The sequence below is a fragment of the Streptomyces sp. DG2A-72 genome (assembly GCF_030499575.1).
Taxonomy (GTDB): domain Bacteria; phylum Actinomycetota; class Actinomycetes; order Streptomycetales; family Streptomycetaceae; genus Streptomyces.
In genome coordinates this window covers 9,101,081-9,126,798 of sequence record NZ_JASTLC010000001.1, presented here as the reverse complement: position 1 = coordinate 9,126,798, position 25,718 = coordinate 9,101,081, and the positions used below count along the sequence as shown (strand labels likewise).

The 25,718-nt window shown below is 70.7% G+C and carries 26 protein-coding genes; 9 read left to right on the top strand and 17 right to left on the bottom strand.

Going from position 1 to position 25,718, the window contains the following annotated elements; translation table 11 throughout:
- The first annotated feature begins 11 nt into the window (after positions 1–11).
- Positions 12–1,538 (top strand): M1 family metallopeptidase, encoded by a 1,527-nt coding sequence (locus QQY66_RS43310; RefSeq protein WP_301985927.1) that lies wholly within the window; start codon positions 12–14, stop codon positions 1,536–1,538.
- Positions 1,539–1,627: 89 nt separating this feature from the next.
- Positions 1,628–2,512 (top strand): arginase family protein, encoded by an 885-nt coding sequence (locus QQY66_RS43305; RefSeq protein WP_301985926.1) that lies wholly within the window; start codon positions 1,628–1,630, stop codon positions 2,510–2,512.
- On the opposite strand, the gene QQY66_RS43300 is transcribed toward QQY66_RS43305, so the two are convergent.
- Together QQY66_RS43300 and QQY66_RS43295 are read right to left on the bottom strand one after the other, a co-directional pair.
- Entirely contained in the window at positions 2,472–2,960 is a 489-nt protein-coding gene (locus QQY66_RS43300) for a hypothetical protein (protein WP_301985925.1), read from the bottom strand. The two genes, QQY66_RS43305 and QQY66_RS43300, sit on opposite strands and share 41 nt — an antisense overlap.
- 121 nt (positions 2,961–3,081) lie before the next feature.
- Positions 3,082–4,548: an amino acid permease gene (locus tag QQY66_RS43295; RefSeq protein WP_301985924.1), complete on the bottom strand. Its 1,467-nt coding sequence runs from the start codon at positions 4,546–4,548 to the stop codon at positions 3,082–3,084.
- Positions 4,549–4,772: 224 nt separating this feature from the next.
- On the opposite strand from QQY66_RS43295, the gene QQY66_RS43290 reads away from it, so the two are divergent.
- Positions 4,773–5,498, top strand: coding sequence for a MerR family transcriptional regulator (locus QQY66_RS43290; RefSeq protein WP_301985923.1), 726 nt, complete (start codon positions 4,773–4,775; stop codon positions 5,496–5,498).
- A gap of 139 nt (positions 5,499–5,637) precedes the next feature.
- Here the strand turns inward: QQY66_RS43290 and QQY66_RS43285 are convergent, their stop codons facing one another.
- The 5 genes from QQY66_RS43285 to QQY66_RS43265 all read right to left on the bottom strand — a co-directional run bounded on the left by QQY66_RS43285 (position 5,638) and on the right by QQY66_RS43265 (position 11,869).
- A complete protein-coding gene (locus QQY66_RS43285; protein ID WP_301985922.1) occupies positions 5,638–7,812 on the bottom strand; it encodes a 3-hydroxyacyl-CoA dehydrogenase NAD-binding domain-containing protein in 2,175 nt (724 codons plus the stop codon).
- Positions 7,813–7,869: 57 nt separating this feature from the next.
- Positions 7,870–9,084, bottom strand: a complete 1,215-nt coding sequence (locus QQY66_RS43280) for an acetyl-CoA C-acetyltransferase (RefSeq protein ID WP_301985921.1) — start codon at positions 9,082–9,084, stop codon at positions 7,870–7,872.
- Positions 9,085–9,105: 21 nt separating this feature from the next.
- Entirely contained in the window at positions 9,106–10,248 is a 1,143-nt protein-coding gene (locus QQY66_RS43275) for an acyl-CoA dehydrogenase family protein (protein ID WP_301985920.1), read from the bottom strand.
- A complete protein-coding gene (locus QQY66_RS43270) occupies positions 10,245–11,384 on the bottom strand; it encodes a CaiB/BaiF CoA-transferase family protein (protein WP_301985919.1) in 1,140 nt (379 codons plus the stop codon). The genes QQY66_RS43275 and QQY66_RS43270 overlap by 4 nt, the downstream gene beginning before the upstream one ends.
- 104 nt (positions 11,385–11,488) lie before the next feature.
- Complete coding sequence (locus QQY66_RS43265) at positions 11,489–11,869, bottom strand: MmcQ/YjbR family DNA-binding protein (RefSeq protein ID WP_301985918.1); 381 nt, start codon at positions 11,867–11,869, stop codon at positions 11,489–11,491.
- A gap of 93 nt (positions 11,870–11,962) precedes the next feature.
- On the opposite strand from QQY66_RS43265, the gene QQY66_RS43260 reads away from it, so the two are divergent.
- Positions 11,963–13,135: a trans-acting enoyl reductase family protein gene (locus QQY66_RS43260; protein ID WP_301985917.1), complete on the top strand. Its 1,173-nt coding sequence runs from the start codon at positions 11,963–11,965 to the stop codon at positions 13,133–13,135.
- 7 nt (positions 13,136–13,142) lie between these two features.
- Here QQY66_RS43260 and mmpA read toward each other — a convergent pair whose 3' ends face one another.
- Positions 13,143–13,301 carry a morphogenic membrane protein MmpA gene (mmpA, locus tag QQY66_RS43255; protein WP_301985915.1) on the bottom strand — a complete coding sequence of 53 codons (159 nt, stop codon included), beginning with the start codon at positions 13,299–13,301 and terminating at the stop codon, positions 13,143–13,145.
- Positions 13,302–13,492: 191 nt separating this feature from the next.
- Here mmpA and QQY66_RS43250 point away from each other — a divergent pair, with 191 nt between their 5' ends.
- The gene (locus QQY66_RS43250; protein WP_301985913.1) at positions 13,493–13,687 is read left to right on the top strand and encodes a hypothetical protein; all 195 of its coding nucleotides are present in this window, start codon (positions 13,493–13,495) and stop codon (positions 13,685–13,687) included.
- Positions 13,688–13,707: 20 nt separating this feature from the next.
- Here the strand turns inward: QQY66_RS43250 and QQY66_RS43245 are convergent, their stop codons facing one another.
- Genes QQY66_RS43245 through QQY66_RS43235 form a run of 3 tightly spaced genes read right to left on the bottom strand, consistent with a single transcriptional unit; the run spans position 13,708 to position 15,920 of the window.
- Entirely contained in the window at positions 13,708–14,397 is a 690-nt protein-coding gene (locus tag QQY66_RS43245) for an endonuclease V (RefSeq protein ID WP_301985911.1), read from the bottom strand.
- Positions 14,398–14,434: 37 nt separating this feature from the next.
- Positions 14,435–14,761 (bottom strand): plasmid stabilization protein, encoded by a 327-nt coding sequence (locus QQY66_RS43240; protein ID WP_301985910.1) that lies wholly within the window; start codon positions 14,759–14,761, stop codon positions 14,435–14,437.
- 49 nt (positions 14,762–14,810) lie between these two features.
- Complete coding sequence (locus tag QQY66_RS43235) at positions 14,811–15,920, bottom strand: oxidoreductase (protein WP_301985908.1); 1,110 nt, start codon at positions 15,918–15,920, stop codon at positions 14,811–14,813.
- A gap of 224 nt (positions 15,921–16,144) precedes the next feature.
- On the opposite strand from QQY66_RS43235, the gene QQY66_RS43230 reads away from it, so the two are divergent.
- The gene (locus QQY66_RS43230) at positions 16,145–16,561 is read left to right on the top strand and encodes an SsgA family sporulation/cell division regulator (RefSeq protein ID WP_301985907.1); all 417 of its coding nucleotides are present in this window, start codon (positions 16,145–16,147) and stop codon (positions 16,559–16,561) included.
- A gap of 120 nt (positions 16,562–16,681) precedes the next feature.
- Here QQY66_RS43230 and QQY66_RS43225 read toward each other — a convergent pair whose 3' ends face one another.
- Both QQY66_RS43225 and QQY66_RS43220 read right to left on the bottom strand, forming a co-directional pair.
- Positions 16,682–17,518 (bottom strand): isocitrate lyase/phosphoenolpyruvate mutase family protein, encoded by an 837-nt coding sequence (locus QQY66_RS43225; protein ID WP_301985905.1) that lies wholly within the window; start codon positions 17,516–17,518, stop codon positions 16,682–16,684.
- Between the two features lie 86 nt (positions 17,519–17,604).
- A complete protein-coding gene (locus tag QQY66_RS43220; RefSeq protein WP_301985903.1) occupies positions 17,605–18,276 on the bottom strand; it encodes a GPP34 family phosphoprotein in 672 nt (223 codons plus the stop codon).
- Positions 18,277–18,573: 297 nt separating this feature from the next.
- On the opposite strand from QQY66_RS43220, the gene QQY66_RS43215 reads away from it, so the two are divergent.
- From QQY66_RS43215 to QQY66_RS43205, 3 genes are all read left to right on the top strand, one after another.
- Positions 18,574–20,202 (top strand): ABC-F family ATP-binding cassette domain-containing protein, encoded by a 1,629-nt coding sequence (locus QQY66_RS43215; protein WP_301985902.1) that lies wholly within the window; start codon positions 18,574–18,576, stop codon positions 20,200–20,202.
- Positions 20,203–20,299: 97 nt separating this feature from the next.
- Positions 20,300–21,076: a dimethylargininase gene (gene ddaH / locus QQY66_RS43210; protein WP_301985900.1), complete on the top strand. Its 777-nt coding sequence runs from the start codon at positions 20,300–20,302 to the stop codon at positions 21,074–21,076.
- A 197-nt stretch (positions 21,077–21,273) separates the two neighbouring features.
- Positions 21,274–22,248, top strand: coding sequence for an acyl-ACP desaturase (locus QQY66_RS43205; RefSeq protein WP_301985898.1), 975 nt, complete (start codon positions 21,274–21,276; stop codon positions 22,246–22,248).
- A gap of 20 nt (positions 22,249–22,268) precedes the next feature.
- Here QQY66_RS43205 and QQY66_RS43200 read toward each other — a convergent pair whose 3' ends face one another.
- The 4 genes from QQY66_RS43200 to QQY66_RS43185 all read right to left on the bottom strand — a co-directional run bounded on the left by QQY66_RS43200 (position 22,269) and on the right by QQY66_RS43185 (position 25,600).
- Positions 22,269–22,514, bottom strand: coding sequence for a WhiB family transcriptional regulator (locus QQY66_RS43200; protein WP_301985896.1), 246 nt, complete (start codon positions 22,512–22,514; stop codon positions 22,269–22,271).
- 78 nt (positions 22,515–22,592) lie between these two features.
- The gene (locus tag QQY66_RS43195; protein ID WP_301985895.1) at positions 22,593–23,384 is read right to left on the bottom strand and encodes a VOC family protein; all 792 of its coding nucleotides are present in this window, start codon (positions 23,382–23,384) and stop codon (positions 22,593–22,595) included.
- A gap of 138 nt (positions 23,385–23,522) precedes the next feature.
- Positions 23,523–24,527 carry a LacI family DNA-binding transcriptional regulator gene (locus QQY66_RS43190; protein ID WP_301985894.1) on the bottom strand — a complete coding sequence of 335 codons (1,005 nt, stop codon included), beginning with the start codon at positions 24,525–24,527 and terminating at the stop codon, positions 23,523–23,525.
- Positions 24,528–24,604: 77 nt separating this feature from the next.
- Positions 24,605–25,600, bottom strand: a complete 996-nt coding sequence (locus QQY66_RS43185; RefSeq protein WP_301985892.1) for a multicopper oxidase domain-containing protein — start codon at positions 25,598–25,600, stop codon at positions 24,605–24,607.
- Positions 25,601–25,718 lie beyond the last annotated feature (118 nt).

The window sequence follows — 25,718 nt, the reverse complement described above, 5'->3', positions numbered from 1 at the left end:
TTGGAGCTTTCGTGCACCGCAGATTCATCGCGCCGGGCTCGCTCGCCGCGGCCTTGCTGCTGGCGATCCCGGCATCGGCCGCGAGCGTGTCCCCGGGCGCCCCGGGTATCGGCGACCCCTACTACCCGGCCTACGGCAACGGCGGATACGACGTCTCCCATTACGACCTGCGGCTGAAGTACCAGCCGGCCACCGACGAACTGTCGGGCACCGCGACCCTGCTGGCCCGCACCACGCAGGACCTGTCCCGGTTCAACCTGGACTTCCTGCTGGACGTGAGCGAAGTGCGGGTCGACGGAGCCAAGGCGTCGTTCGCGACGTCCGGCGAGCACGAGCTGGAGATCACGCCGAACAAGCCCGTGCGCAAGGGCACCTCGGTCACCGTCGTCGTGCGGTACAGCGGAGTGCCGTCGACGAAACAGGCGTACGGCTTCACCAGCTGGCACCGCACACCGGACGGCGGAGTCGCCGCGAACGAGCCCGAGGCGGCCTGGTGGTGGTTCCCGAGCAACGACCATCCGCTCGACAAGGCCACCTACGACGTGTCCGTCGCCGTGCCCGACGGTACCCAGGCGATCTCCAACGGCACGCTCCAGTCGTCGAGTTCACGCGCCGGCTGGACCCGCTACAACTGGCGCTCCGACAAGCCGCAGGCGACCTACCTCGCCACGCTCGCGGCCGGGAAGTTCGACGTCACGACGGGCACGACCGAGAGCGGCATTCCGGTCATCAACGCCTACAGCAAGGACCTGGGCGCAAACGCCGGCGCGGCGCGCGCGAGCGTGGAGCGGACCGGGGAGATCGCCGACTGGCTGACCGGGTACTTCGGGCCGTACCCGTACAACGCGCTCGGCGGATACGTGCCGAACACCGACACCGGGTACGCGCTGGAGACCCAGACCCGGCCCTTCTACAGCCCGCGGCAGTTCGCGAGCGGGTCGAACACCTCCGTCGTCGTCCATGAGCTGGCCCACCAGTGGTACGGCGACCTGGTGTCGGTGGCCGGCTGGAAGGACATCTGGATCAACGAGGGCTTCGCCCGGTACGCGCAGTGGCTGTGGTCCGAGCACGAGGGCGAGGGCACGGCCCAGGAGATCGCGGACTATGTCTACGCGTCGCATCCGGCCGACGACGCGTTCTGGACCGTGAAGCCGGGCGACCCGGGGCCGGAGAACCAGTTCCACCTCGCGGTCTACGACCGGGGCGCGCTGGCCCTGCAGGCGCTGCGGAACGAGATCGGGGACGAGGCGTTCTTCGCCGTCCTCAAGGGCTGGCCGAAGAAGTACGCGCACGGCAACGCGTCGGTCGCCGACTTCCGGGTGTACGCCGAACAGGTGTCGGGCAAGCCGCTGGCCGCGCTCTTCGACACCTGGCTGTACCAGCCGTCCAAGCCGAGCGCGCCCGCGGCACGGTCCGCGTCCATCACCCGTCAGGCGGCACCTGACGCGCCGCCGAAGTCGTGGAAGAAGATCGCCGCGACGAACGGGGTGCACGAGCACGAAGACGCGGAGCGGGACGCCCCGCGACACCAGCACTGACGCGCTCCGCGCCCTCCCGCGGTTTACGGTGGGCCCACGCGCCGGACACGCGTGGGCCGGCCGGCGCCGCCTGACGAGGGAGTCTTCCAGTGCGGGACGTCGCGATCATCGAGGCACCGTCCGTGCTGGGGCTGCGGCCGACCGGCGTCGAGGAGCTGCCCGGGGCACTGCTCGACGCGGGTCTGGCCGACGGCCTCGGCGCGGTGCGGGCGGGCAGGGTCGAACCGGGGCCGTACGACCCTGAGCGGGATCCGGAGACCGAGGTCCTCAATCCGGCGGGGATCGCCGACTACTCCGTACGGCTGGCCGACGCGGTCGGCGGAGTGCTGGACGAGGGCAGGTTCCCGGTGGTGCTGGGCGGCGACTGCAGCGTGCTGCTCGGCAATCTGCTGGCGCTGCGGCGGCGGGGGCGGCACGGGCTGCTGTTCCTCGACGGCCACACCGACTTCTATCAGCCGGCGGCGGAACCGGTCGGCGAGGTGGCCTCCATGGAGCTGGCCCTGGCCACCGGGCACGGGCCCGCCGTCCTGGCCGATCTGGAGGGGCGGGGGCCGCTGGTGCAGGACGCGGACGCGGTCGCCCTGGGCTTCCGGGACCAGGCGGAGGCCTCGGTGTTCGGGATGCAGCCGCTGCCGGACGCCCTGCATGCGATGGACCTCGACGCGGTACGGGAGCTGGGCGCGGCCGAGGCGGCACGGCGTGCGGTGGATCTCCTCACGGGCGGTGGGTCCGCCGGGTACTGGGTGCATCTCGACGTCGATGTACTGGACGACGCGGTGATGCCCGCGGTGGACTACCGGCTGTCCGGCGGGCTGTCCTGGGAGGAGTTGGAGGCGGTGCTCGGCATTGCCCTCTCCGGCCCGGGCGCGATGGGCCTCGACGTCGCGATCTTCAACCCACGCCTCGACCCCGACGGCACCATCGCGGCACGGCTCACCGAGTGTCTGCTGCGGGCGTTCGCGTCCCGGGGCTGACGGGCTCGCCCAGCACGCGGCTCGCCAACTCCGCCGCCAACTCCGGGATGTGCGTGTGGAGTTCGGCTTCCGCGGCGGCACGGTCGGCCTCGATGCGGGTGGCGGCACGGGCGAGGAGTGCGTCGCGCTCGCGTATGCCGTCGGCGCGGGCCTCGGCGATGAGTGAAGCGCCCTCTGCCTCCGCCTGCTGCCGGGTGCGCGCCGCGTCGTGCCGGGCCTCGGCGAGCAGGGCCCGCGCCTCGTTGCGCTTCTCCTCGGCGAGGGCGCGGACCTGCTCGGCGTGCTTGGCGACGCCGTCCGTCGCCTGTTCACGCGCGTCCATGATGCGGCGGGCGCGGCGGAGCAGCGGGACCATGCCGAGGTAGCAGACGGCGAACAGCACGAGGCCGACGGCCAGGTCCAGCACTTGGGGATTCAGCGGGCCGACTTCGACGGGAATGAGGTCCATGCGGCTCCCTTACCCACCGAATGTGTCGCCGTAGGCCCTCCGACAGTGGGTTTCTGCGGGTTGAGTGTGGCTGGTCGCGCAGTTCCCCGCGCCCCTTACGGGGCGCGTTCCTGACCGTATGTTACTTCGTGAGCTCGGTCAGCTCCCGGTCCTCCGCCCTGGCTGCCCGGCGGCGGAGTGCGTACCAGCCGCCGATCAGCATCGCCGCGATCACGGGGATGAGGAGGAGCGTCTTGCGGCCGACCTCGGGGTCGTTCCACATCATGGCGAGGCAGGCCAGCAGGAAGGCGATCGTGGTGATCTCGGTGACGGGGCTGCCGGGGAGCCGGAAGTGCGGACGGGTGACCAGGCCCGCCTTGGCTCGGCGGACGAAGACCAGGTGGCAGACCATGATGATCACCCAGGTGCTGATGATGCCGAGGGAGGCGACGTTCAGCACGATCTCGAAGGCCTGGCTCGGCACGAGGAAGTTCAGGCCGACGCCGAGCACGCACACCGCGCAGGTGAGCAGGATGCCGCCGTAGGGGACCTGGCTGCGGTTCATGCGGGCGGTGAACTTGGGGGCCGAGCCCGCCATCGCCATGGAGCGCAGGATGCGGCCCGTCGAGTACAGGCCGGAGTTCAGCGACGACATCGCCGCCGTCAGCACCACCAGGTTCATCACGTCGCCCGCCGCCGGAACGCCGATCTTCGACAGGACCGTGACGAAGGGGCTCTGGTCGGCCGAGTACGCCGAGCCGGGGAGGAGGAGGGCGAGGAGGACGACCGAGCCGACGTAGAACAGGCCCACCCGCCACATGATCGAGTTCACCGCGCGCGGGACGATCTTCTCCGGCTCGGCGGTCTCGCCCGCGGCGACGCCGACCAGTTCCAGGGCGGCGTACGCGAAGATCACGCCCTGCATGACGAGGACGACCGGCATCAGGCCGTGCGGGAAGACGCCGCCGTTGTCGGTGATCACGGACAGGCCGGGCGTCGTGCCGCCCACCTCGTGCTGGGTGGCCAGCAGGAAGATGCCGATCAGCATGAAGCCCACCAGCGTGGCGACCTTGATGATCGCGAACCAGAACTCCATCTCGCCGAAGATCTTCACCGAGATCAGGTTCACCGCCAGGACGACGGCCAGGGCGATCAGTGCCAGCACCCATTGGGGGATGTCGGTGAACATGCTCCAGTAGTGCGTGTAGAGCGCGATCGCGGTGATGTCGGCGATGCCGGTCGTCGACCAGTTCAGGAAGTACATCCAGCCGGCGACGTACGCGCCCTTCTCGCCGAGGAACTCGCGCGCGTACGACACGAAGGACCCGGAGGACGGGCGGTAGAGGACCAGCTCGCCGAGGGCGCGGACCACGAAGAAGGCGAAGACGCCGCAGACCAGGTAGGCCAGTGCGAGGGCGGGGCCGGCGTTGTGCAGGCGGCCGCCGGCGCCCAGGAAGAGTCCGGTGCCGATCGCGCCGCCGATGGCGATCATGTTGACGTGGCGGGCCTTGAGATCCTTGCTGTAGCCGGCGTCGCCCGCGTCCGCGGGGGTCCCGGTCGCCTCGGGATGGGCGGCGACCTGTGCCGTGTCCACGGCGTCCTTGCTCACAGGTGGTACCACTCTCTGGTGCGCCCGGGCGGGGGTGGGCCCGGGTGTCCGTGCAAAGGTGTGGCCCGCACCGCGCCTGGACGCGGTACAGACCAAGGCAGCACCTTCCCACGGAGATTGCCCCGCATGCGGTGGCTCATGTCACAGAGCGGTGCTTGTCACAAGGTCATTCGGTGGACGCCCCGAGGTTTCACAGTGTTGGTGAGACAGCGATACTGCTGCACATGACGACCGAATCCACCGACGTGGCGGAGCCGACCCTCACGATCGACGAGCTGGCCGCACGGGCGGGCGTCACGGTCCGCACGGTCCGCTTCTACAGCACCAAGGGCCTGCTGCCGCCGCCGGTGATCGGTCCACGCCGGGTCGGTCACTACGGCCAGGAGCATCTCGCACGCCTCGCGCTGATCGAGGAACTCCAGACCCAGGGCATGACCCTCGCGGCGATCGACCGCTATCTGCGCCAGCTGCCGCCGGACCTGAGCGCGCACGACCTCGCCATCCACCGTGCCGTGGTGGCGAGCTGGGCCCCGGATTCGGTGGAGACGGTGACACGCGAGGAGCTGCAGCGGCGGGCCGGGCGGACGCTGAGCGATCAGGACGTGGAGCGGCTGGGGGCGATGAACGTGGTCGCGCACGAGGACGGCGCGTTCCGTGTCGACTCCGGTCTGCTGCGGCTCGGCGTCGAGCTGCTCGACGTACCGCTGTCCCAGGAGACGATCATGGCGGCCCGCACGGCGCTGATCGAGCACTCGCGCGCGGCGGCGCACGAGTTGTCGCGGCTGCTGCGCGAAGCCGTGGCCGAGCGCGCCGCCGAGGACGTGAAGTCGCTGTCCGCGCACATGCATCCGCTGGTGGTGCAGGCCCTGCTGACGACGTTTCAGCGCTCCCTCAGGGAGGAGCTGCGGGAGTGGCTGGACGGGATCTCAGAGGTAGGCGGATCCGCCTGACACGTTCAGCGTCTGCCCGGTGCGGAAGCCGCTGCCCTCGTCCACCAGCTCGTGGGGACGGGGACCGTGACCGGTTCGGCGGTCAGCGTCGGTCTCCCGTCCTCCCCAGGGCCAGGTGGGCGTGTCGCTCAGTGCTGTGTCACATCGCGTCGGTGAACTTCTCGCCCTTCTCCGCCTTCTCCACCAGCAGCGCGGGCGGCATGAACCGCTCCCCGTACCGCTCGGCGAGTTCACGCGCGCGTGCCACGAAGCCGGGCAGGCCTCCCTCGTAGCCGTTGATGTACTGCAGGACGCCGCCCGTCCAGCCAGGGAAGCCGATCCCGAAGACGGAGCCGATGTTGGCGTCGGCGACGGACGTCAGCACGCCCTCCTCCAGGAGCTTCACCGTGTCGAGCGCCTCGGAGAACAGCATGCGTTCCTGCATGTCCCGGAACGGGATCTCCGCGCCCTCTCGGGTGAAGTGCTCCCGCAGGCCCGGCCACAGGCCCGCGCGCTTGCCGTCCACGTAGTCGTAGAAGCCCGCGCCGCCGCTGCGGCCCGTGCGCTCGAACTCGTCGATCATGCGGTCGATGACGGCCTCGGCGGGGTGGGGCTGCCAGGTGCCGCCGGACTCCTCCACCGCCCGCTTGGACTCGCCCCGGATCTTGCGCGGGAGGGTGAGCGTCAGCTCGTCCATGAGAGACAGCACCTTGGCCGGGTAGCCCGCCTGGGCGGCGGCCTGCTCGACCGATGCGGGCTCGATGCCCTCGCCGACCATGGCCACGCCCTCGTTGATGAAGTGGCCGATGACCCGGGAGGTGAAGAAGCCGCGCGAGTCGTTGACGACGATCGGCGTCTTCTTGATCTGCCGGACCAGGTCGAAGGCGCGGGCGAGGGCCTCCTCCCCCGTCCGCTCGCCCTTGATGATCTCGACGAGGGGCATCTTGTCGACGGGCGAGAAGAAGTGCAGCCCGATGAAGTCGCCCTGCCGCTCCACGCCTTCGGCGAGGGCGGTGATCGGGAGCGTGGAGGTGTTGGAGCACAGCAGCGCGTCCGGCGCGACGATGTGCTCGATCTCCTGGAACACCTTGTGCTTGAGGGCCGGGTCCTCGAAGACGGCCTCGATGACCGCGTCGCAGCCGGCCACGTCCTGCGGGTCCGCGGTCGGCGTGATGCGGGCCAGCAGCGCGTCCGCCTTCTCCTGGGTCGTACGGCCCCGGGAGACGGCCTTCGCGCACAGCTTCTCGGAGTAGCCCTTGCCCTTGGCAGCGGCTTCGGCCGATACGTCCTTCAGGACCACCTCGATGCCCGCGCGGGCGCACGAGTACGCGATGCCCGCGCCCATCATCCCGGCGCCGAGGACGGCGACCTTGCTGACCTTGCGCGGTTCGATGCCCTTGGGGCGGTTGGCACCGGAGTTCACGGCCTGGAGGTCGAAGAAGAACGCCTGGATCATGTTCTTCGACGTCTGTCCCGCGGCCAGCTCCACGAAGTAGCGGGCCTCGATGACCTGCGCGTTGTCGAAGTCGACCTGGGAGCTCTCCACGGCGGCGGCGAGGATGTTGCGCGGCGCCGGGTAGGGGGCGCCGTTCGTCTGCTTGCGCAGAGTGGCCGGGAAGGCGGGCAGGTTGGCCGCGAACTTGGGGTTCGCCGGTGTGCCGCCCGGGATGCGGTAGCCGGGCTTGTCCCAGGGCTGCTGCGACTCGGGGTTGGCCTCGATGAAGGCACGGGCCTTGGCCATCAACTCGTCCTGGGTGGCGGCCACTTCGTGGATCAGGCCGTTCTCCAGGGCGCGCTGCGGGCTGTACTGGGTGCCCTGGAGCAGCACCTTCAGCAGGGCGTCGGCGATGCCGAGGAGGCGTACGGTGCGGACGACGCCGCCGCCTCCGGGAAGCAGGCCGAGGGTGACCTCGGGGCAGCCGATCTTGGAGCCGGGGGCGTCGAGGGCGATGCGGTGGTGGCAGGCGAGCGCGATCTCGTAACCGCCGCCGAGGGCCGCGCCGTTCATCGCCGCGACGACCGGCTTGCCGAGCGTCTCGATGCGGCGAAGCCGGCGCTTGATCTCCATGCCGCCGTCGAACAGCTCCTGCGCCGTCTCGGGCGTGACACGGATCAGGTCGCGCAGGTCGCCGCCCGCGAAGAAGGTCTTCTTGGCGGAGGTGAAGATGATGCCGCGGATGGAGTCCTTCTCGGCCTCCAGACGGTCGGTGACGACGGCGAGGGAGTCGCGGAACGCCCGGTTCATGGTGTTCGCGGACTGGTCGGGGTCGTCGAGAACGAGGGTGACGACGCCGGTGCGGTCCTGTTCCCAGCGGATGGTGGTGCTCTGTGTCATGGCAGGTCTCCGTTAGAAGCCGTTGAAGTCTGTTGATTCCGCCGATTCCGCCGGGAATCAGGTGCGCTCGACGATGGTCGCGATGCCCATGCCGCCGCCCACGCACAGCGTGGCGAGGCCGTACCGCTTGTCCTGGCGCTCCAGTTCGTCGACGAGCGTGCCGAGGATCATCGCGCCGGTCGCGCCGAGCGGGTGGCCGAGGGCGATCGCGCCGCCGTTGACGTTGACCTTGTCGAGGGACAGGCCCATGTCCCGAACGAAGCGCAGGACGACCGCCGCGAAGGCTTCGTTGATCTCGACCAGGTCGATGTCGTCGATCGTCAGGCCTGCCTTCGCCAGGGCCTTGCGGGTGGCGGGTGCGGGACCGGTGAGCATGATGGTGGGCTCCGAGCCGGAGACGGCGGCGGAGACGATGCGGGCGCGCGGGGTGAGCCCGTGGCGCTCGCCGACCTCCTTGGAGCCGATCGCGACCAGCGAGGCGCCGTCGACGATGCCGGAGGAGTTGCCCGCGTGGTGGACGTGCTCGATCTTCTCGACCCAGTGGTACTTCTGCAGCGCCACGGCGTCGAAGCCGCCCAGGTCGCCGATGTCCGCGAAGGACGGCTTCAGCTTGGCAAGGGAGTCGGCGGTGGTGCCGGGGCGCAGGTGCTCGTCGTGGTCGAGGACGACCAGGCCGCTGCGGTCCTTCACGGGGACGACGGACCGCGCGAAGCGGCCCTCCTTCCAGGCCGTGGCCGCCCGCTCCTGCGAGAGGGCGGCGTACTCGTCGACGTCCCGCCGCGAGAAGCCCTCGATGGTGGCGATCAGGTCGGCGCCGATGCCCTGCGGCACGAAGTTCACGGCCAGGTTCGTCATCGGGTCGTTGAACCAGGCGCCGCCGTCCGAGGCCATCGGCACCCGGGACATCGACTCGACGCCGCCGGCGAGGACGAGGTCCTCCCAGCCGGAACGCACCTTCATGGCCGCCATGTTGACGGCCTCCAGACCCGACGCACAGAAGCGGTTCTCCTGTACGCCCGCCACCGTGTCCGGCAGCCCGGCGGCGACCGCGGCGATCCGGGCGATGTCGGAGCCCTGATCGCCGACGGGGCCCACGACACCGAGCACGATGTCGTCGATGGCGGCCGGGTCCAGGCCGGGGAAGCGGCCCTGGATCTCGTGGATGAGTCCGACGACGAGGTCGATGGGCTTGGTGCCGTGCAGGGCGCCGTTCGCCTTGCCGCGGCCGCGCGGGGTGCGGATCGCGTCGTACACGTACGCTTCGGTGCTCACTGGTAAGCCTTTCGGTGAGGGTCAGCCGAGGACGGCACGACCGATGATCTCTTTCATGATCTCGGTGGTTCCGCCGTAGATGGTCTGGATACGGCCGTCGGTGAAAGCCCGGGCGACGGGGTATTCGGCCATGTAGCCGTATCCGCCGTGCAGTTGGAGGCAGCGGTCGGCGACGCGCTTTTGCAGCTCGGTCGCCCACCACTTGGCCATGGAGGCGTGCACGGCGTCGAGCTCGCCGCGTGCGTGGTCCTCTATGCAGCGGTCGAGGAAGGTTCGGGTGACTGCGCACTCGGTTGCCATCTCGGCGATCTCGAAGCGGATGTGCTGGAGCCCTGCGAGCGGCCGTCCGAACGCCTCGCGCTCCTTGACGTACTCCGTGGTGAGCTCCAGGACGTGCTCGGCGGCGGCGATCCCGGAGACGGCGATGCTCAGGCGCTCCTGGGCGAGGTTCGTCATCAGGTGCACGAAGGCGCCGTTGAGGTCGCCGAGCAGGTTCTCCTTGGGCACGCGGACGTCGTGGAAGAACAGCTCGGCCGTGTCCTGGGCCTTCTGGCCGATCTTGTCGAGGTTGCGGCCGCGTTCGAAGCCGTCCATGCCACGCTCGACGACGAGCAGCGACAGTCCGTGCGCGCCGCCCTCGGGTGTCGTCTTCGCCACGACGATCACCAGGTCGGCGAGGATGCCGCTGGAGATGAACGTCTTGGAGCCGTTCAGCAGCCAGTGGTCGCCGCGGTCCTCGGCGTGCGTCCGGATGCCCTGGAGGTCGGATCCGGCGCCGGGCTCGGTCATGGCGATCGCGGTGATCAGCGAGCCGTCGCAGAAGCCGGGCAGCCAGCGCCGCTTCTGTTCCTCGGTGGCCAGGCCCGTGAGGTACGGGCCGATGATGTCGTTGTGCAGTCCGAGCGCGAGCCCGGGCGCGCCCGCGCGCGTGAACTCCTCGGCCAGGACGGCGCTGTAGCGGAAGTCGGACGTGCCGCCGCCTCCGTACTCCTCCGGCACGGCGAACCCGAGGAGGCCCTGCTTTCCGGCCGCGCGCCAGGCGTCGCGGGAGACGATGCCGTCCTTCTCCCACTGCTCGTAGTGGGGCAGCACCTCCTTGGCCAGGAAGCTGCGCACGGTCGCGCGGAACTCCTCGTGCTCCGGGGCGAAGATCTTCCGCTTCATTCCTGGCCCTTCATGAGGTCGGGTACGTCCCAGTCGCGGGCCACGTCGGCCGTGTCGGCGCCCGGTCGGGCGGGGCCGGTGCGGACGCCGGTCGGCGTCGCCGAGAAGCGGGGCGCGGGGGCGGGCTGGGTGATGCCGCCGTGGTCGGTGAAGGTGCCGCGGGCGGCGAGGTGGGGGTGGTGCGGGGCCTCGCGCAGCGACAGGACCGGCGCCACGCACGCGTCGGAGCCCGCGAAGACGGCCGTCCACTCGTCCCGCGTACGGGACTTGAAGCGGGCGGCGACCGCCTCGCGCAGCTCGCCCCAGCGCGCGATGTCCTTGCGGGAGCCGGCATGCCCCTCGATGCCGAGCAGGTCCAGGAACTCGGCGTAGAACTGCGGTTCCAGGGCGCCGACCGCCATGGACTTCCCGTCCGCGGTCTCGTACGTCCCGTAGTAGGGGCAGCCGCCGTCCAGCAGGTTGGCCCCGCGCCGGTCCTGCCAGCCTCCCGCGGCGAACATGCCGTGGATCATCGAGGCGAGATGGGCGGCGCCGTCCACGATCGCGGCGTCCACGACCTGGCCGGTGCCGGTCACACGCGCGTGGTGCAGGGCCGCGAGGACACCGACGACGAGGTAGAGCGAGCCGCCCGCGTAGTCGCCGATCAGGTTGGCTGGGACGGCCGGGGGCGAGTCCGCGTCGCCGATCATGCCGAGGGTGCCGGTGAGCGCGATGTACGCGATGTCGTGACCGGCGCGGTCGGCGAGGGGGCCCTCCTGGCCCCAGCCGGTCATGCGGCCGTAGACGAGCTTCGGGTTGCGGGCCCGGCAGGCCTCGGGGCCGACGCCGAGGCGCTCGGCGACCGAGGGGCGGTAGCCCTCGATGAGGATGTCTGCGCGCGCGGCGAGGTCGAGGACGCGGGCGGGGCCGTCCGGGGACTTCAGATCGACGATCACCGAGCGCTTGTTGCGGTTGGTGATGTCGTACGCCGGGTCGATCGCCAGGCCCGAGCCGCCGGGCCGGTCCACGCGGACCACGTCGGCGCCCAGGTCGGCCAGGAGCATGGCGGCGAAGGGGCCCGGCCCGATCCCGGCCAGCTCGACCACGCGGACGCCGCCGAGCGGGCCCGGTGCGGGTGTGTGTGACGCCGTCGTCATCCAGCCCCCTGAGGTATGACACAACCGATGTAACACCAGTGATGCTAAGAAGGCGTACCGGTGGACACAAGACCTGGGCGAGCAAGCGCTTAGCCAAGTTGGCGTCAGCGCTCGTCCAGCTCCGCTATGAACTTCTTGGGCGCGATCGTCCGATAGCTCTCCTCCACCCAGTCGCACAGCAGCTCCGCCGCCGGGGCGCCCTCCTGCTCCAAGGGGATGCTCACCCAGCCCGCCTTGCCCAGGCCGTACCCGGCGGGCTCGGCACCGGGGCAGGTCAGGGCATGGGCGTGGGCCTCGTCGTCCTTGAGCTTCACCGTGATGCCCATCGGATAGCTGCCGTCGGCGACGCCCATGAAGACGAAGACCTTCTTGTTGACCTTCGCGACGGTCTCGCCCCAGGGGAACTCCTCGGCGGCGCCGGGCAGGCCGAGCGCGAACTCACGCACTTTCTCCCACTTCTTCAGGGCGTTCCTGGGCACGGCCACCGACTACACCTCCGGGCTGGTCATCGAGCTGCGCACTCCTCACGCTAGCCTCGGCCACCGACAACGGCGCGTGCGGCGGACTCCAGGAGTGTCATGACCAGGCTGAACAGGGCGGACCGTCCCTACGACATCGTGCTCTACGGCGCCACCGGCTTCGTCGGAGTCCTCACCGCCGAGTACCTCGACGCGCACGCACCCGAGGGTCTGCGCTGGGCGATCGCCGGGCGCAACCGCGAGAAGCTGGAGCGGCTCAGGGAACGGCTGACCGGCGAGGTCGGCGTGGTCCAGGCGGACGTGTCCGATGCGGCGGCGCTGCGTGAACTCGCCGGGCACGCGCGCGTGGTGGCGACGACGGTCGGCCCCTATGTGACGTACGGCGAGGAACTGGTCGCCGCCTGCGCGGACGCCGGCACCGACTACATCGACCTGAGCGGTGAGCCGGAGTTCGTGGACCTGACGTACGTCCGCCATGACACACGCGCGCGTGAGACCGGCGCGCGACTGGTACACGCCTGCGGTTTCGACTCGATCCCGTACGACCTGGGGGCGTACTTCACGGTCCGGCAGCTGCCGCAGGGGGTGCCGCTGACCGTCGACGCGTTCGTGACCGCCGACGCCACGTTCTCCGGCGGCACCTTCGCCTCGGCGCTCAACCAGTTCGCCCGTGCGCGCCAGATGGTGGCCGCCGCACGCGACCGGAACCGGCACGAGCCGCGCCTGGTGGGCCGTCGCGCGACCGCGCCGACGGGTACGCCCCGGTTCGCCGGGGAGGTCGGCGCCTGGGCGGTCCCGCTGCCCACCATCGACGCGCAGATCGTACGGCGGTCCGCGCGGGCCCTGGAGCGGTACGGACCTGACTTCCGCTACCGCGAGTACGCGGCCGTCCGGCATCTGCCGGTCGCGCTGGGCGGGGTCGCCTTCGCGGGTGCGATGATGGCGGCGGCCCAACTACCGGCCGCGCGGCGCTGGTTGTCCTCCCGGCTGGAGCCCGGGGACGGCCCCGGCCCCGAGAAGCGGGCGAAGAGCTGGTTCTCCGTGCGTTTCGTCGGCGAGGGCGGCGGCCGGCGGGTGTTCACCGAGGTCGCGGGCGGCGACCCGGGGTACGGCGAGACGGCGAAGATGTTCGCCGAGTCGGCCCTGTGCCTGGCGTTCGACGAACTTCCGCCGACGGCCGGGCAGGTCACGACGGCAGTGGCGATGGGCGACGCCCTGACCGAACGGCTGCGCGGGGCGGGGATCACCTTCCGGGTGGCCGCGACCCGCTGAACGGGTCCTAGAGCGACCATCCCAGCAGGGTGTAGATCATGCCGCCGATCCAGCCGAGCCCGGCCAGCACGGCGAGGATCAGCGCGGCGTTCACGGCACGCTCGACCGGTCGGTTCGGGTCGGCGAGGGGCTTGGGGGCACGGTGGGCGGCACGGCGTGTCGTCATGCGCCCCACCCTGCCGACCGGGACGGTGCGGCCACATCCGTACGGGTACTCAGTCCGGGTACTCAGATCGCACGAGGACCGCGAGCCCTGCCCTGCGCCCCGGTTTGAGACTTTCCAGTTCGCTGAAGCATGCAACCTGCGGCTCCGTGCGCCCAACCTTCACACGCATCTTCAGTGACACGATTGAGGGCATGAAGTTCCTGCTTGAAGTCACCATGGACGGCGAAGCACTGGCGAAGGACCCGGCAGGCGAACTGGGCCGGATTCTGCGCTACTGGGCCGGGAACGTCCGCCACTACGCCCTCGAACCCGGCGACGGCGCCGACATCTACGACTCGGACTACCAGGGGGTGGGCCGCTGGCGCATAGAAGGCACGGCCGAGTAGCGGGATCCCCCAAGAGCCCTTCAGGGCGTCGCGTCCCGCAGCGCCCTCCGGCACAGCGCGTCAGCCCTGCGTGTCGTCTCCGGGAGACGGTATGCGGGGCTCAGCGCGAGGGTGTGCGCGCAGGCGTTGTCGAGGCTCACCCGGTGGCCGACGGAGACGAAGACGGGCTTGACGGCGTCCCGGGTGCGCAGGGCACGGCCGACCTCCTCGGTTCCCGCGAGCAGCGGCGACGTACTGCCGCGCGGGGCGTCCGGGTCGTCGTACGCGAAGGTGAACGGGTTCTTGGCGACGCCGATCGTGGGCAGGCCGGTGAGGACGCCGAGGTGGCTGGCGAGGCCGAAGCGGCGGGGGTGGGCAAGGCCGTAGCCGTCGCAGACGACCAGGCCCGGCGGGCACGGCAGGGCGTCGAGGGCGGCGAGGACCGTGGGGATCTCGCGGAAGGCGAGCAGGCCGGGCACGTACGGGAAGGAGATCCGCCCGACGGCGGTGGCCTCGGCGACGACGTCGAGACGCGCCGCGTCCAGCACGACGGCCGCGGCCGCTACGACGTCCCGCTCGTCGTCGTAGGCCACGTCGACCCCGGTCACCTGCCCCGATCCGGGCGGCGGCCCGGGCTCGTCGAGCACCACCTGCTCGCGCAACTCGTCCTGGACGGCACGGGCCTGTTCCTCGGTCGCGGGCCAGCCGGCGGGGATGGGTACGGTCGTCATGGTGAGGACGAGGGTACGGCCGCCCGCCGGCCCCGGTTCACTTGCCGCCCAGTGCCCGCTTCAGCTCGCCCTTGTTCATGTCCGAACGGCCCTGGATGTTACGGCGCTTGGCCTCCTCGTAGAGCTGGTCGTAGGTGGGGCCCTGGGAGCCCTTGCCGGACCGCTGGCCGCCCCGCCTGCCGGACGACATGTCCTGGGTCGAGGTACGGCTGGCCGTCTTCCACTCGCCGGACCGGGCGCGTTCCTTGTTCACCGTCCGGGAGGCGATCTCCTTGGCGCGCTCGGGGCTCTCTCCGCGTTCCCGGGCGCTCTCCTTGATGTGCTCGTACTGGCGTTCCCGCTTCTCGCTCGAACCGCGTGGCATGGACGGTCACTCCTCTCGCACTCGGCGACCGGGTACCCACAATTCGGCGTCAGCCCTCCAGCCGGGCCACCCGCCCCTTCTCTCCGGCGGCCCAGCAGCCCAGGTCGGGCGTGCAGTCCACGGTGTCGTACGAGCCGGTGTCGACGGTCCGCCAGGTGCGGCCGGCGTCCGTCGTGAGGTCCGTGCCGGTGGGGCCGACCGCGAGGGCGGCGCTGCGGCTGTACGGGAGCCAGACGGCGCCGGAGCGGTAGGCGGGCGGTGGCTGGGCTGCGGGCTGCCAGCTGCGGCCGCCGTCGGCGGTGCGTGCGGCGGCCCGCGGGGAGGCCTGGTCGGGGCGGTAGTCCCCGCCGACCGCGAGGCCGTGGGTACGGTCGCGGAAGGCGAGCGCGAAGACGCCGCGAGCCGGGTCGCCCGCCGGGATCGGGGTGTCGGTGGCCGTCCAGGTCCGTCCGCGGTCGGCCGAGTGCAGCACGCGCGCGTGGGCACCGCCGCCGGTGGCCAGCCAGACGTCCTTCGGGCCGGCGGCGACCAGGCACTGGCCACTGGCCGCGAACCCGAACTCGCCGTCCAGCGCTGCGGGCATGCCGGTGTCGGGCAGCACCTTCCAGGAGCGGCCGCCGTCGCTCGTCGACAGGATGCGGAACTTTCCGTCCACCGGATCGCTCAGTGCGAGGCCGTGGCGGCGGTCGAAGAAGGTCATGCAGTCGTAGAAGGCCCGCGCGTCGGTGTTGCGGAAGGACTCGGTCCAGGTCGCTCCGCCGTCCTCGGTGCGGTAGACGCGGGATGCCTCGCCCTCACCGATGGCCAGCACCACCGCGCGGCGCGCGTCGAACGCCTCGACGTCCCGGAACTCCAGCTCGGCGGCGCCCGGCGGCGAGACGTTCCGCCAGTTCGCGCCGCCGTCCGTGGTGCGCAGGACGGTGCCCGCGGATCCGGCCAGCCAGGCGGTGTCCCGGCTGACGGCCGCGAGGCCCCGGAACCGTACGTCGGTCGTGCCGCTGTCCTTGAGTTCCCAGTGCGGTACCCGGTCCTCGCCGGCCTGCGTGGGCCCGGCGCACGTCAGCACCGCCAGCGCCGCCCCGCACACCACCCCCACGGACACCGCTCGTCTCGTACGTCCCCTTGCCCCGGCCGGTCGCGTGCTCCCCAAGCGCCTCATGGCGGGCGAAGCTAGTCCACCGCCCCGGTGGCGTCCAGATGACGTCGCATGCCGCCTCATGTTCCCCAAGGGGCACATGAGGTGCGCCGGGCCGCTCGCGTGCATGAATGCAGTGACCGAGGTCACTCGCCAGTCATGTGCACGGATTGGCTGATTCCGTCGTCTCACCCAGTGCCCGGCCTCATCCCCGGAAAACCGTCCCGTCGTCATAAGGGAGCAAGGCGTTGTCCACCGTCATCGAGCAGCCTGTCGAGGCCCGTCTCGTCGCCGCAGCACCGCGGATGCCGAGCATTCCCGCCACCCTGCAGTACGACCGACGCGATCCGTTCGCCATCCGCATGACCTTCCCGGCCCCGGCGACGCTGGAAGGCGTCGACGTCTGCTGGACCTTCTCCCGCGAGCTCCTCGCGGCCGGCATGCAGGGCGCCGAGGGCCATGGCGACGTACGGATACGTCCGTACGGCTACGACCGCACCGTTCTGGAGTTCCACGCACCCGAGGGCACCGCCGTCGTGCACGTCCGCTCGGAGGAGCTGCGCTCCTTCCTGGCGGCCACGAGCGCGCTCGTTCCCATCGGCCTGGAGGATATGCAGCTCGACTTGGACCACGACCTTGCCGAGCTGATGCGGGACCCTGCGTAGCGCTCCGCTGGAAGCGCCGCGATGGGTCGTCGATCGGCTGCGGCTTTGTTGTGGCTGGTCACGCCCGCGCGGCGGAGCCGCATATTCAACGCAGCCCCGCGCCCCTTCGGGGCGCTGAGATTAGCGCTTCCGGCCCAGCAGCGCGTTGAGCTCGCCGTAGTCGAGTCCGTCCGCCAGCGACTCGTACGTCCCCGCCGTCAGCAGTTCCCGAGTGGCGCGGCGGACCAGGGCGTGCGCGGCCTGGGTCATGCCCGAGCCGACGCTCACGCGGGCGACCCCGAGTGCGGCCAGCTCTGCCACCGGCGGCGCACCGGGACCGGCCATCACGTTCAGCGGCCCGTCGATCCCGTCGGCGAGCAGCTTCACGGTTCCCGGGTCGACGGCGCCGGGGACGAAGATCCCGTCGGCGCCCGCGGCCAGGAAGGCGGCGGCCCGCTCCAGGGTGAGGTCCACTCCCCCGGCGCCGCGCAGGAACGTGTCGATGCGGGCGTTGACGTACAGCGGCACGCCCGCGGTGTCGGCGGCCTCCCGGGCGGCGGCGATACGCTCCGCCTGTTCGGCGACCGGCCGCAGCGGACCCTCTCCGGCGCCGTGCAGCGCGTCCTCGATGTTCACGCCCACCGCACCCGCCGCGAGCACCGCGCGGACGGTGTCGGCGACGCCCGCCGGATCCTGCGCGTAGCCGCTCTCGATGTCCGCGCTGACAGGTACGTCCACCGCGGCGGCGATACGCGCGACGGCCTCGATCGCGGCGTCGCGCTCCAGTCGGTCGCCGTCCGGGGCGCCCAGCTCCCACGCCAGCCCGGCACTCGTGGTCGCCACCGCCGCGGCACCGGCGTCCTCGACGAGACAGGCGCTCGCGGTGTCCCAGGCGTTCGGCAGGACCAGCGGCCGGCCCGGGACGTGCAGGGCCCGGAAGGCCTGCGCCTGGTCGCGGAGAGTGTTCTGGTTCGTCATGCGGGTCACTCAACCAGCCCTGGCTGTGCGGAGGCTGGCAGAAATCCGACACGATGGTGACGACTGTGCCGCACGCGCGGGCCGCCTCAGCCGCCCGTCGCCACCGACGGCGCCGACACCGCCGCGACCACCCCGGCACGCACCTCGCGGATCACCGCCCGCAGTCCCGGCGCCGCAGCCCCGCTCCGTTCCGTCAGCGCCGCCACCCGCTCCTCGTGACGGCCCAGTTCCTTCGGGGGCACCAGCGTGCGCATCCGGCCCGCGACGGCGAGGGTGACGGCGGCGGCGTCCCGGTCCGCGATCTCCGCGACGGGCAGCGGCCCTTCGAGGACCTGCCGTGCCTCCTCACGCAGCGCCTCCACGACGGTGGTGCAGTCCACGCCGTACTCGACGGTGGGGAACACCCCGAGGACCCGCTTCTTCGTCACCTGCAGGTACCCGTCGGCGGCGAGCTTCGCCTGTACCGCGTCGAGCGTCACGCGCGCGTGCAGCGTCACCCAGGTCCGCCACCGGTGCGGTCGTGACTCCCGGACGAGTTCCAGGAGCCCGTCGAGCACGGGGTCCCCGGTGAGGGAGTCCATGTCGACCGGGGTCGCAATGCCGTCGGCGTCGATGAGCAGGCCGCGCTGGGCCAATTCGGTGAGGGCGCCGGCCCGCACCACATGGTGGAGGTGGGCGGCGCCGGTGACCTCGTTCGTCGTGGTGTCCCAGGCCAGCAGGCAGAGCCGGGCCGGCAGCGACAGCGAGCCGTTGGGCACGGGGACTCCTTCGGGTGGTGAGGTCGGGGTTCACGTTAATCCGTTGACAGCCGACGAGCCTCCTCGTACGTTGTACAGCGGTTCTGTTGCCGTCGATTGGAGAGGGACGTTGCTCGTCTGAGGTCCTGAGACACCGCGCCACACGCTTACGTGTGGGCGCTGCGTGCGACCTCGGCATTCGAGCCGTCCTCGACGGGCAGGCCTTTTCTCATGCCTCCCGGGACCTCTTCCCCGTTGGTCGCCCGTGTCTCGATACGCGTTTGCCCCTGATCCTTTCGAGCAACCGCGGAGGCTCGCATGTCCATGTCCATCACCGTTACGTCCCTGTCCTTCGCCTGGCCCGACGGCACCGCCGTCTTCGAGGGCCTCGACACCGCCTTCGGTCCGGGCAGGACCGGGCTCGTCGGCGTCAACGGGTCAGGAAAATCAACCCTGTTGAAGCTGATCGCCGGTGACCTCGCACCGGCCGACGGGGCCGTCCGGGTCGCCGGCGAGATCGGCTATCTCCCGCAGAACGTCACGCTCGACACCGCGCTCCGGGTCGACGAGGCGCTCGGCATCGCCGCACAGCGGGCCGCGTTGCACGCCATCGAGGCGGGCGATGTGGCCGAGGAGCACTTCGAGACCGTCGGCGACGACTGGGACGTGGAGGAGCGCGCGCTCGCCACCCTCGGCGAACTCGGGCTCGGACACATCGAGTTGGACCGCGGGATCGGCGAGGTCTCGGGCGGCGAGTCGGTACTGCTGCGGCTGGCCGCACTGCTGCTGCGCCGGCCGGACGTGCTGCTGCTCGACGAGCCGACCAACAACCTCGACCTCTACGCCCGCAGGCGGCTGTACGCGGCCGTCGCCGCCTGGCCCGGGGTGATGGTCGTGGTCAGCCACGACCGTGAACTCCTGGAACTCGTCGACCAGATCGCCGATCTGCGCTCCGGGGAGATCACCTGGTACGGCGGCAACTTCTCGGCGTACGAGGAGATCCTCGCCACCGAACAGGAGGCGGCCGAACGCATGGTGCGGGTCGCCGAGGCCGACCTCAAGAAGCAGAAGCGTGAACTGGTGGACGCCCAGGTCAAGCTGGCCCGCCGCAAGCGGTACGGCCAGAAGATGTGGGACCAGAAACGGGAGCCGAAGATCGTCATGGGGGCGCGCAAGCGCGCGGCGCAGGAGTCCGCGGGCAAGCACCGCATCATGCACCAGGAGAAACTCGCCGAGGCCAGGGAACGTCTCGACGAGGCGGTGGAGGCCGTACGGGACGACGACGAGATCCGCGTCGACCTGCCGCACACGGCCGTACCGCCGGGCCGTACCGTCCTCACCCTCCAGGATCTGGAGTTGGCGTACGGCGCGCGGGTGGCCGGCGGCTTCGAGCTGCGCGGTCCCGAGCGGGTCGCGCTGATCGGGCGCAACGGCGCGGGCAAGACGACGCTGCTGCGGACGATCACCGGAGAGCTGGCGCCGGTGTCGGGCGAGGCGACGGCGCATGTGCCCCTGCGGTTCCTGCCGCAGCGGCTCGACGTCCTCGACGGCAGCCGCACCGTCGTCGAGAACGTGGCCCGGTTCGCGCCGAGCGCCACCAACAACCGGATCCGGGCCCGGCTGGCCCGCTTCCTGTTCCGGGGCGGCCGGGCCGACCAGCAGGCGGCGACGCTGTCCGGCGGCGAGCGCTTCCGGGCGGCGCTGGCCGCGCTGATGCTGGCGGAACCGGCACCGCAGCTGCTGATGCTGGACGAGCCCACGAACAACCTCGACATGGCGAGCGTGCGCCAGCTCACCACGGCGCTGGAGTCGTACGAGGGGGCGCTGATCGTGGCCAGCCACGACGTGCCGTTCCTGGAGTCGATCGGCATCACCCGGTGGCTGCTCCTGGACGGCGAGCTGCGGGAGACCACGGGAGACGATCATCTCGGGGAGGCCACAGCCTGACGACGGGGGTTTCGTGCGCCCGGACCGGCCCTGCATGATGGCGGACCGGCGCTGCGTCACGGGCGCCGACACTCTCACGCGATTCGGAGTTCTGGACGTGCCCAGCAAGAAGGCCCTCATCCGCCGCCCCAGCCCGCGCCTCGCCGAAGGGCTGGTGACCCACATCGAGCGGGAGAAGGTCGACATCGATCTCGCGCTCGAGCAATGGGAGGCGTATGCGGAGGCCCTGCGGGGGCACGGCTGGGAGACGGTCGAGGTGGAGCCGGCCGACGACTGCCCCGACTCGGTGTTCGTCGAGGACACGGTCGTCATGTACAAGAACGTCGCGCTGATCGCCCGGTCCGGCGCCGAGCCCCGGCGTGAGGAGACCCTCGGCGTCGAGGAGGCCGTGGCCCGGCTCGGCTGCTCGGTGAACTGGATCTGGGATCCCGGCACGCTGGACGGCGGCGACGTCCTCAAGGTCGGCGACACCATCTACGTCGGCCGGGGCGGCCGTACCAACGCGGCCGGGGTCCAGCAGCTGCGGGCCACCTTCGAACCGCTGGGGGCGCGTGTCGTCGCCGTGCCGGTGAGCAGGGTGCTGCACCTGAAGTCGGCGGTGACGGCCCTGCCCGACGGGACGGTCATCGGGCACATCCCCAAGGTGGACCGGCCGTCGCTGTTCCCGCGCTTCCTGTCGGTGCCCGAGGAGGCCGGCGCCCATGTGGTCCTGCTCGGCGGCAGCAAGCTGCTCATGGCGGCGAGCGCGCCGAAGACGGCGGAGCTGCTGGCCGATCTCGGCCACGACCCGGTCGTCGTGGACATCAGCGAGTTCGAGAAACTCGAGGGATGTGTGACATGCCTCTCGGTCAGACTGCGTGAGCTGTACGCCTGATCGGGTACCGAATCGCCCCAAAAGCCCCGGGACCTGCGCGTCCCGGGGCTTCTCCGTATCCCTTGGGAATGTTGGCTGATCAGCGGCCTTTACGGCACGCTTAACCTACGGCTTCGTAACCTACGGTTTCGTAGCCTACGATCCCGTAAGTTACCCGGCACCGCTCGCCGGTTTCTCCCACGTCCCCTGGAGTACCCGTGACGATTACTTCCCCTCACCTCGGCAGCCCTTCCGTCTGGACCGACGCCAAGCTGCTGTACGCGCTGGAGGAAGTCGTCGAGCAGGAACTCAACCGGCATCTGAAGGTCACCAAGGACTGGATGCCCCACGAGTACGTGCCGTGGAGCGACGGCCGCAACTTCCCCGGCTTCTTCGAGGACGGCGAGGCCTGGGAGAAGGGGCAGTCCAAGGTCACCGAGATCGGCCGGATCGCCCTGGTCGTGAACCTGCTCACCGAGGACAACCTCCCCAGCTACCACCACGAGATCGCCTCGCTGTTCGGCCGGGACGGCGCCTGGGGCACCTGGGTGCACCGCTGGACCGCCGAGGAGGGCCGCCACGGCATCGTGATGCGTGACTACCTGCTCGCCTCGCGCGCGGTCGACCCGGACAAGCTGGAGCAGTTCCGGATGGCCCACATGAGCGAGGGCTTCGAGTCGGACAACCGCCACTCGATGCTGCACTCGGTGGCCTACGTCTCCTTCCAGGAGCTCGCGACCCGCGTCTCGCACCGCAACACCGGGCACCAGTCCGGCGACCCGGTCTGCGACCGCATGCTGGCACGCATCGCGACCGACGAGAACCTGCACATGGTCTTCTACCGCAACCTGCTGAAGGCCGCCTTCGAGCTCGCGCCCGACCTGACGATGATGGCGGTGCGCGACGTGATCGTGAACTTCCGCATGCCCGGTCACGGCATGCCCGGCTTCGAGCGGGCCGCCGCGCAGATGGCGATCGGCGAGATCTACAACATGCGCATCCACCACGACGACGTGCTCCAGCCCGTGCTGCGCTTCCTGAAGGTCATGGAGATCGACGGCCTCGGCCCCGAGGGGCAGAAGGCGCAGGATGAGCTCGGCCTGTACATGGGCGGGCTGGATGCGGAGGCGTCGAAGTTCGACGAGAAGCTGGCCGCGCGCAAGGCGCGGATGGCGGCGCGAGCCGCGGGCTGAAACGTCCGGGTGCGGGCGGTTCAGTGGGACGTACGCCTGAGTTCCAGGCGTTCCTTCTCCGACAGGCCGCCCCACACACCGAAGCGCTCGTCGTTGTCCAGCGCGTACTCCAGACAGGCGGAGCGGATCGGGCACAGACCGCAGATCCGCTTCGCCTCCCGTACGGAGCTGCCGGGCTCGGGGAAGAAGAAGTCCGCCCCGGTCTGGGCGCACAACGCCTCATCCTGCCAGGCGAGGTCGGGCGGGGTGATTGTTTCGGTGTGCATGGCCAGCAGCGTGCCGGGCGGCGAAAAACGTTCGATCAACGCCGGATCAACGCGGCGCGCGGCACGGCCTGCGTGTTTTCAGCTCACCTGCGGCACGCTCTTGATCACCGCGAAGCGCGCGCCGTAAGGGTCGACGAGCTTGGCCATCCGGCCGACACCCTCCGCGTCGGTGGCGGGCATCCGCACTCCGCCGCCCAGCTCCCGCGCCTTGGCGACCACGGCGTCGGTGTCCTCGACCTCGAAGTACGGCAGCCAGTACGGACCGGACTCCGCCTCGGTCGGGTCGTCCGCCGGCGGCACCAGGCCGCCGAACATGGCGTTCTCGTCCGTCCCCGCGGGGTTGACGCAGGTGTACGTGGAGCCGGGGAGGGGCATGGCCGAGGTCTCCCAGCCGAACACGGCGTCGTAGAAGGCGGCGGCCCGGGCGATGTCCGGCGTGTACAGCTCGACCCAGCACAGCGAACCGGGGTCGTTCACCACGTCGAGGCCCTTCCGGGCGGCGGGCTGCCAGATCCCGAAGGGCACGCCCGTGTCATCGGCGAGGATCGCGCTCCGGCCCTGTCCCATGACGTCCATCGGCGCCACGGGCACGCTGCCGCCGGCCTGCTCCACCGCCTTGGCCGTGGCATCCGCGTCCGGGCTCTGGAAGTACACCGTCCAGGACGGCGGGCCCTGCTCCGGCGTGGTCTGCATGCCGCCCGCGGCGATCCTGTGACCGAGCTGGAAGAAGCCGTAACCACCGGCCTGGGGCCCCGCCGACTGAAACTCCCAGCCGAACAGGGCGCCGTAGAAGGATGTGGCGCCCCCGATGTCGGCCGTACCGACATCGACCCAGTTGGGAGCGCCGTTCAGAAAACGGGTGCTGAGCATGGTGCCCTCCTCGGGGGGTCCCGTTGTCCGGTTACCTGCTCTGCCGAGTCTTGCACCGCCCACTGACAGTCGCCGTCGGAACGCGTCCGTCCCGGGCTGTCCGGATGTTCCGCCCGGCGGCGCGTGCACGTCCCGGCGTTACGCCGAGACCCGTCGCACCAGCGTCGTAGGCAGCACCACACCGCCCGGCGCCGGACCCCTCAGCAGCATCCGCGCCATCAACCGCCCCATCTCCTCGATGTCCTGACGGACCGTCGTCAGCGGCGGGTCGGTCTGTTCGGCGACCGGCAGCATGTCGTCGAAACCGATCACGGCGACGTCGTCCGGCACCCGCCGCCCGCGCTCGCGCAGCACCCGCAGGGCGCCCGCGGCGGTCAGGTCGTTCGCGGCGAAGACGGCGTCCACGTCGGGGCACCGGTCGAGGAGTTCCCGCATCGCCCGCTCACCGCCGGCCGGCGTGAAGTCGCCCTCCACGACGAGCCGCGGATCGACGTCGGCCATGACGTCCCGGAACCCGTCGAGCCGGTCCACCGCGGAGGTCTGGTCGAGGGCGCCGGCGATGTGCGCGACGCGGGTGCGGCCGAGGCCGACGAGATGGCGTACGGCCTCGCGGGCGCCGCCGCGGTTGTCGCTGTCGACGTAGACCACGCCGCTCGTGCCGTCGCTCCAGCCGGGCCGGCCGCCGAACACCGTCGGGACTCCGGCGCGCTGGATCAACTCGGGCAGTGGATCGTCCAGGTGCAGGGAGAAGACGAGGGCGCCGTCGACATGGCCCCCGGCGAGATAGCGCCCCACGCGCGCGTGGTCGTCGCGGCCCTCGGTCAGCAGCAGTACGAGCTGGTTGTCGTGGGCCGTCAGCTCCTTGCTGATTCCCCGGAGTTGCAGCGCGAAGAAGGGGTTGGCGAAGACCCGTGTCTCCGGTTCGGCGACGACGACGGCGACGGCGTCGTGCCGCCGGGTGACGAGACTGCGGGCGGCCTGGTTGGGGACGTATCCCAGTTCCTCCACGGCCCGCCGCACCCGCTCCACCAGAGGTTCCCGCACTCCGTCCCCGCCGTTCACCACACGGGACACGGTGGCCCGTGACACCCCGGCCCGGGCAGCCACGGCCTCCAGGGTGGGACGAGGTGCGGTTTCGGTCACGTGGGCTCCTCCTCGGCGGGTGCCGATCAGGATAGCCCGCGCCACGTGCCGCGGTGAGAGCGCTCTCCGCACGCCCGTCAGTGCTCGTGCGCGGACCCCGCGGCCGACTCATGACCATGCTCGTGCGGCTCGTACCCCGGAATCGTCCCGTCCGTCTTCTTCACCAGGAACAACCCCACCATCCCCATGTCGGAGTGGCTCTGGACATGGCAGTGGTACATCCACGCGCCCGCTCCGACCCCCTCCCCCGCGATCACCTGGAAGCCGAAGGAGTCCGCCGGACCGGTGATCTTGTTGTCGATGACCTGGCTCGGGTCCTCGGGGCCGGTGAGCATGCCGGTGCGGTTGTCCGCCCAGCGGTGACCGTGCATATGGAAGGTGTGGTAGTACTCGCCGTGCGTGATCACCACGAACTCGACCCGATCGCCCACCGTGGCCTCGAAGTTGGGCCCCGAGTGCGCCGGCTTGTTGTTGATCAGCATGTCGTTGAAGACGACCGTGTGGGTCGCGTCGGGCAGGACGTCGCCCTGCCGGCGCACGATCACCGGACCGTACAGGCCTTTGCGGATACCGCCGGTGCCGTGCTCGGTGCCGACGACGTGGTCGTGGTAGTGCCAGTAGCCCGCGCTGCCCGCCCGCCAGGTGCCGTCGGCGCGGCGGCCGGGCTTGTGGGTGCGCCAGGTGTAGGTGCGGGTGCCGCCCGGTTCGACGTCGCTCTTGTTCAACCTGGTGCCGTCGCTGGAGATTTCGTAGTCCAGGCCGTGGACGTGCAGGCTCGCCCGTACGTCGGTCGTGTTCTCGAACTCGATGTGCAGGGTGTCGCCCTCGTTGAGTTCGATCAGTGGCCCGGGGATCGTCGCCTTCCCCTTCTCGAAGCCGTAGCCCAGCTGTCCGTCGGCGAACTTCTCGGCGTACAGCTTGATGTGCCTGACCGCGCCGCCGGCCGGAGCCGTCCTCGCCGCGGCGCTCTTCGCCGAGGCGTCGACGCTGACGGCCTCGGAGGCCACGGACAACGATGTCGCGACGGCCGCGCCGCCCAGCAGCACCCGTCTGTTGAACCCGCGTCGGTCCATGCGGAACTCCCCACCCTGATACGGAACTTGCGGAGGCGCACCTGTGATGAACTTGTGAGACGGTACCGGCCACACTCTCGTTTATCCACACCCTGGACAAAGTTCGTGTCATTGCGGT

Excerpts from the sequence above, each read along its gene's own strand:
- QQY66_RS43300 (WP_301985925.1), bottom strand. The coding sequence starts at position 2,960 with ATGGACCTCATTCCCGTCGAAGTCGGCCCGCTGAATCCCCAAGTGCTG.
- QQY66_RS43290 (WP_301985923.1), top strand. The coding sequence starts at position 4,773 with ATGACGACCGAATCCACCGACGTGGCGGAGCCGACCCTCACGATCGAC.
- QQY66_RS43285 (WP_301985922.1), bottom strand. The coding sequence starts at position 7,812 with ATGACACAGAGCACCACCATCCGCTGGGAACAGGACCGCACCGGCGTC.
- QQY66_RS43245 (WP_301985911.1), bottom strand. The coding sequence starts at position 14,397 with ATGACGACCGTACCCATCCCCGCCGGCTGGCCCGCGACCGAGGAACAG.
- QQY66_RS43275 (WP_301985920.1), bottom strand. The coding sequence starts at position 10,248 with ATGAAGCGGAAGATCTTCGCCCCGGAGCACGAGGAGTTCCGCGCGACC.
- QQY66_RS43225 (WP_301985905.1), bottom strand. The coding sequence starts at position 17,518 with ATGACGAACCAGAACACTCTCCGCGACCAGGCGCAGGCCTTCCGGGCC.
- QQY66_RS43260 (WP_301985917.1), top strand. The coding sequence starts at position 11,963 with ATGACCAGGCTGAACAGGGCGGACCGTCCCTACGACATCGTGCTCTAC.
- QQY66_RS43270 (WP_301985919.1), bottom strand. The coding sequence starts at position 11,384 with ATGACGACGGCGTCACACACACCCGCACCGGGCCCGCTCGGCGGCGTC.
- QQY66_RS43200 (WP_301985896.1), bottom strand. The coding sequence starts at position 22,514 with ATGCACACCGAAACAATCACCCCGCCCGACCTCGCCTGGCAGGATGAG.
- mmpA (WP_301985915.1), bottom strand. The coding sequence starts at position 13,301 with ATGACGACACGCCGTGCCGCCCACCGTGCCCCCAAGCCCCTCGCCGAC.
- QQY66_RS43215 (WP_301985902.1), top strand. The coding sequence starts at position 18,574 with ATGTCCATGTCCATCACCGTTACGTCCCTGTCCTTCGCCTGGCCCGAC.
- QQY66_RS43195 (WP_301985895.1), bottom strand. The coding sequence starts at position 23,384 with ATGCTCAGCACCCGTTTTCTGAACGGCGCTCCCAACTGGGTCGATGTC.
- QQY66_RS43250 (WP_301985913.1), top strand. The coding sequence starts at position 13,493 with ATGAAGTTCCTGCTTGAAGTCACCATGGACGGCGAAGCACTGGCGAAG.
- QQY66_RS43235 (WP_301985908.1), bottom strand. The coding sequence starts at position 15,920 with ATGAGGCGCTTGGGGAGCACGCGACCGGCCGGGGCAAGGGGACGTACG.
- QQY66_RS43240 (WP_301985910.1), bottom strand. The coding sequence starts at position 14,761 with ATGCCACGCGGTTCGAGCGAGAAGCGGGAACGCCAGTACGAGCACATC.
- QQY66_RS43185 (WP_301985892.1), bottom strand. The coding sequence starts at position 25,600 with ATGGACCGACGCGGGTTCAACAGACGGGTGCTGCTGGGCGGCGCGGCC.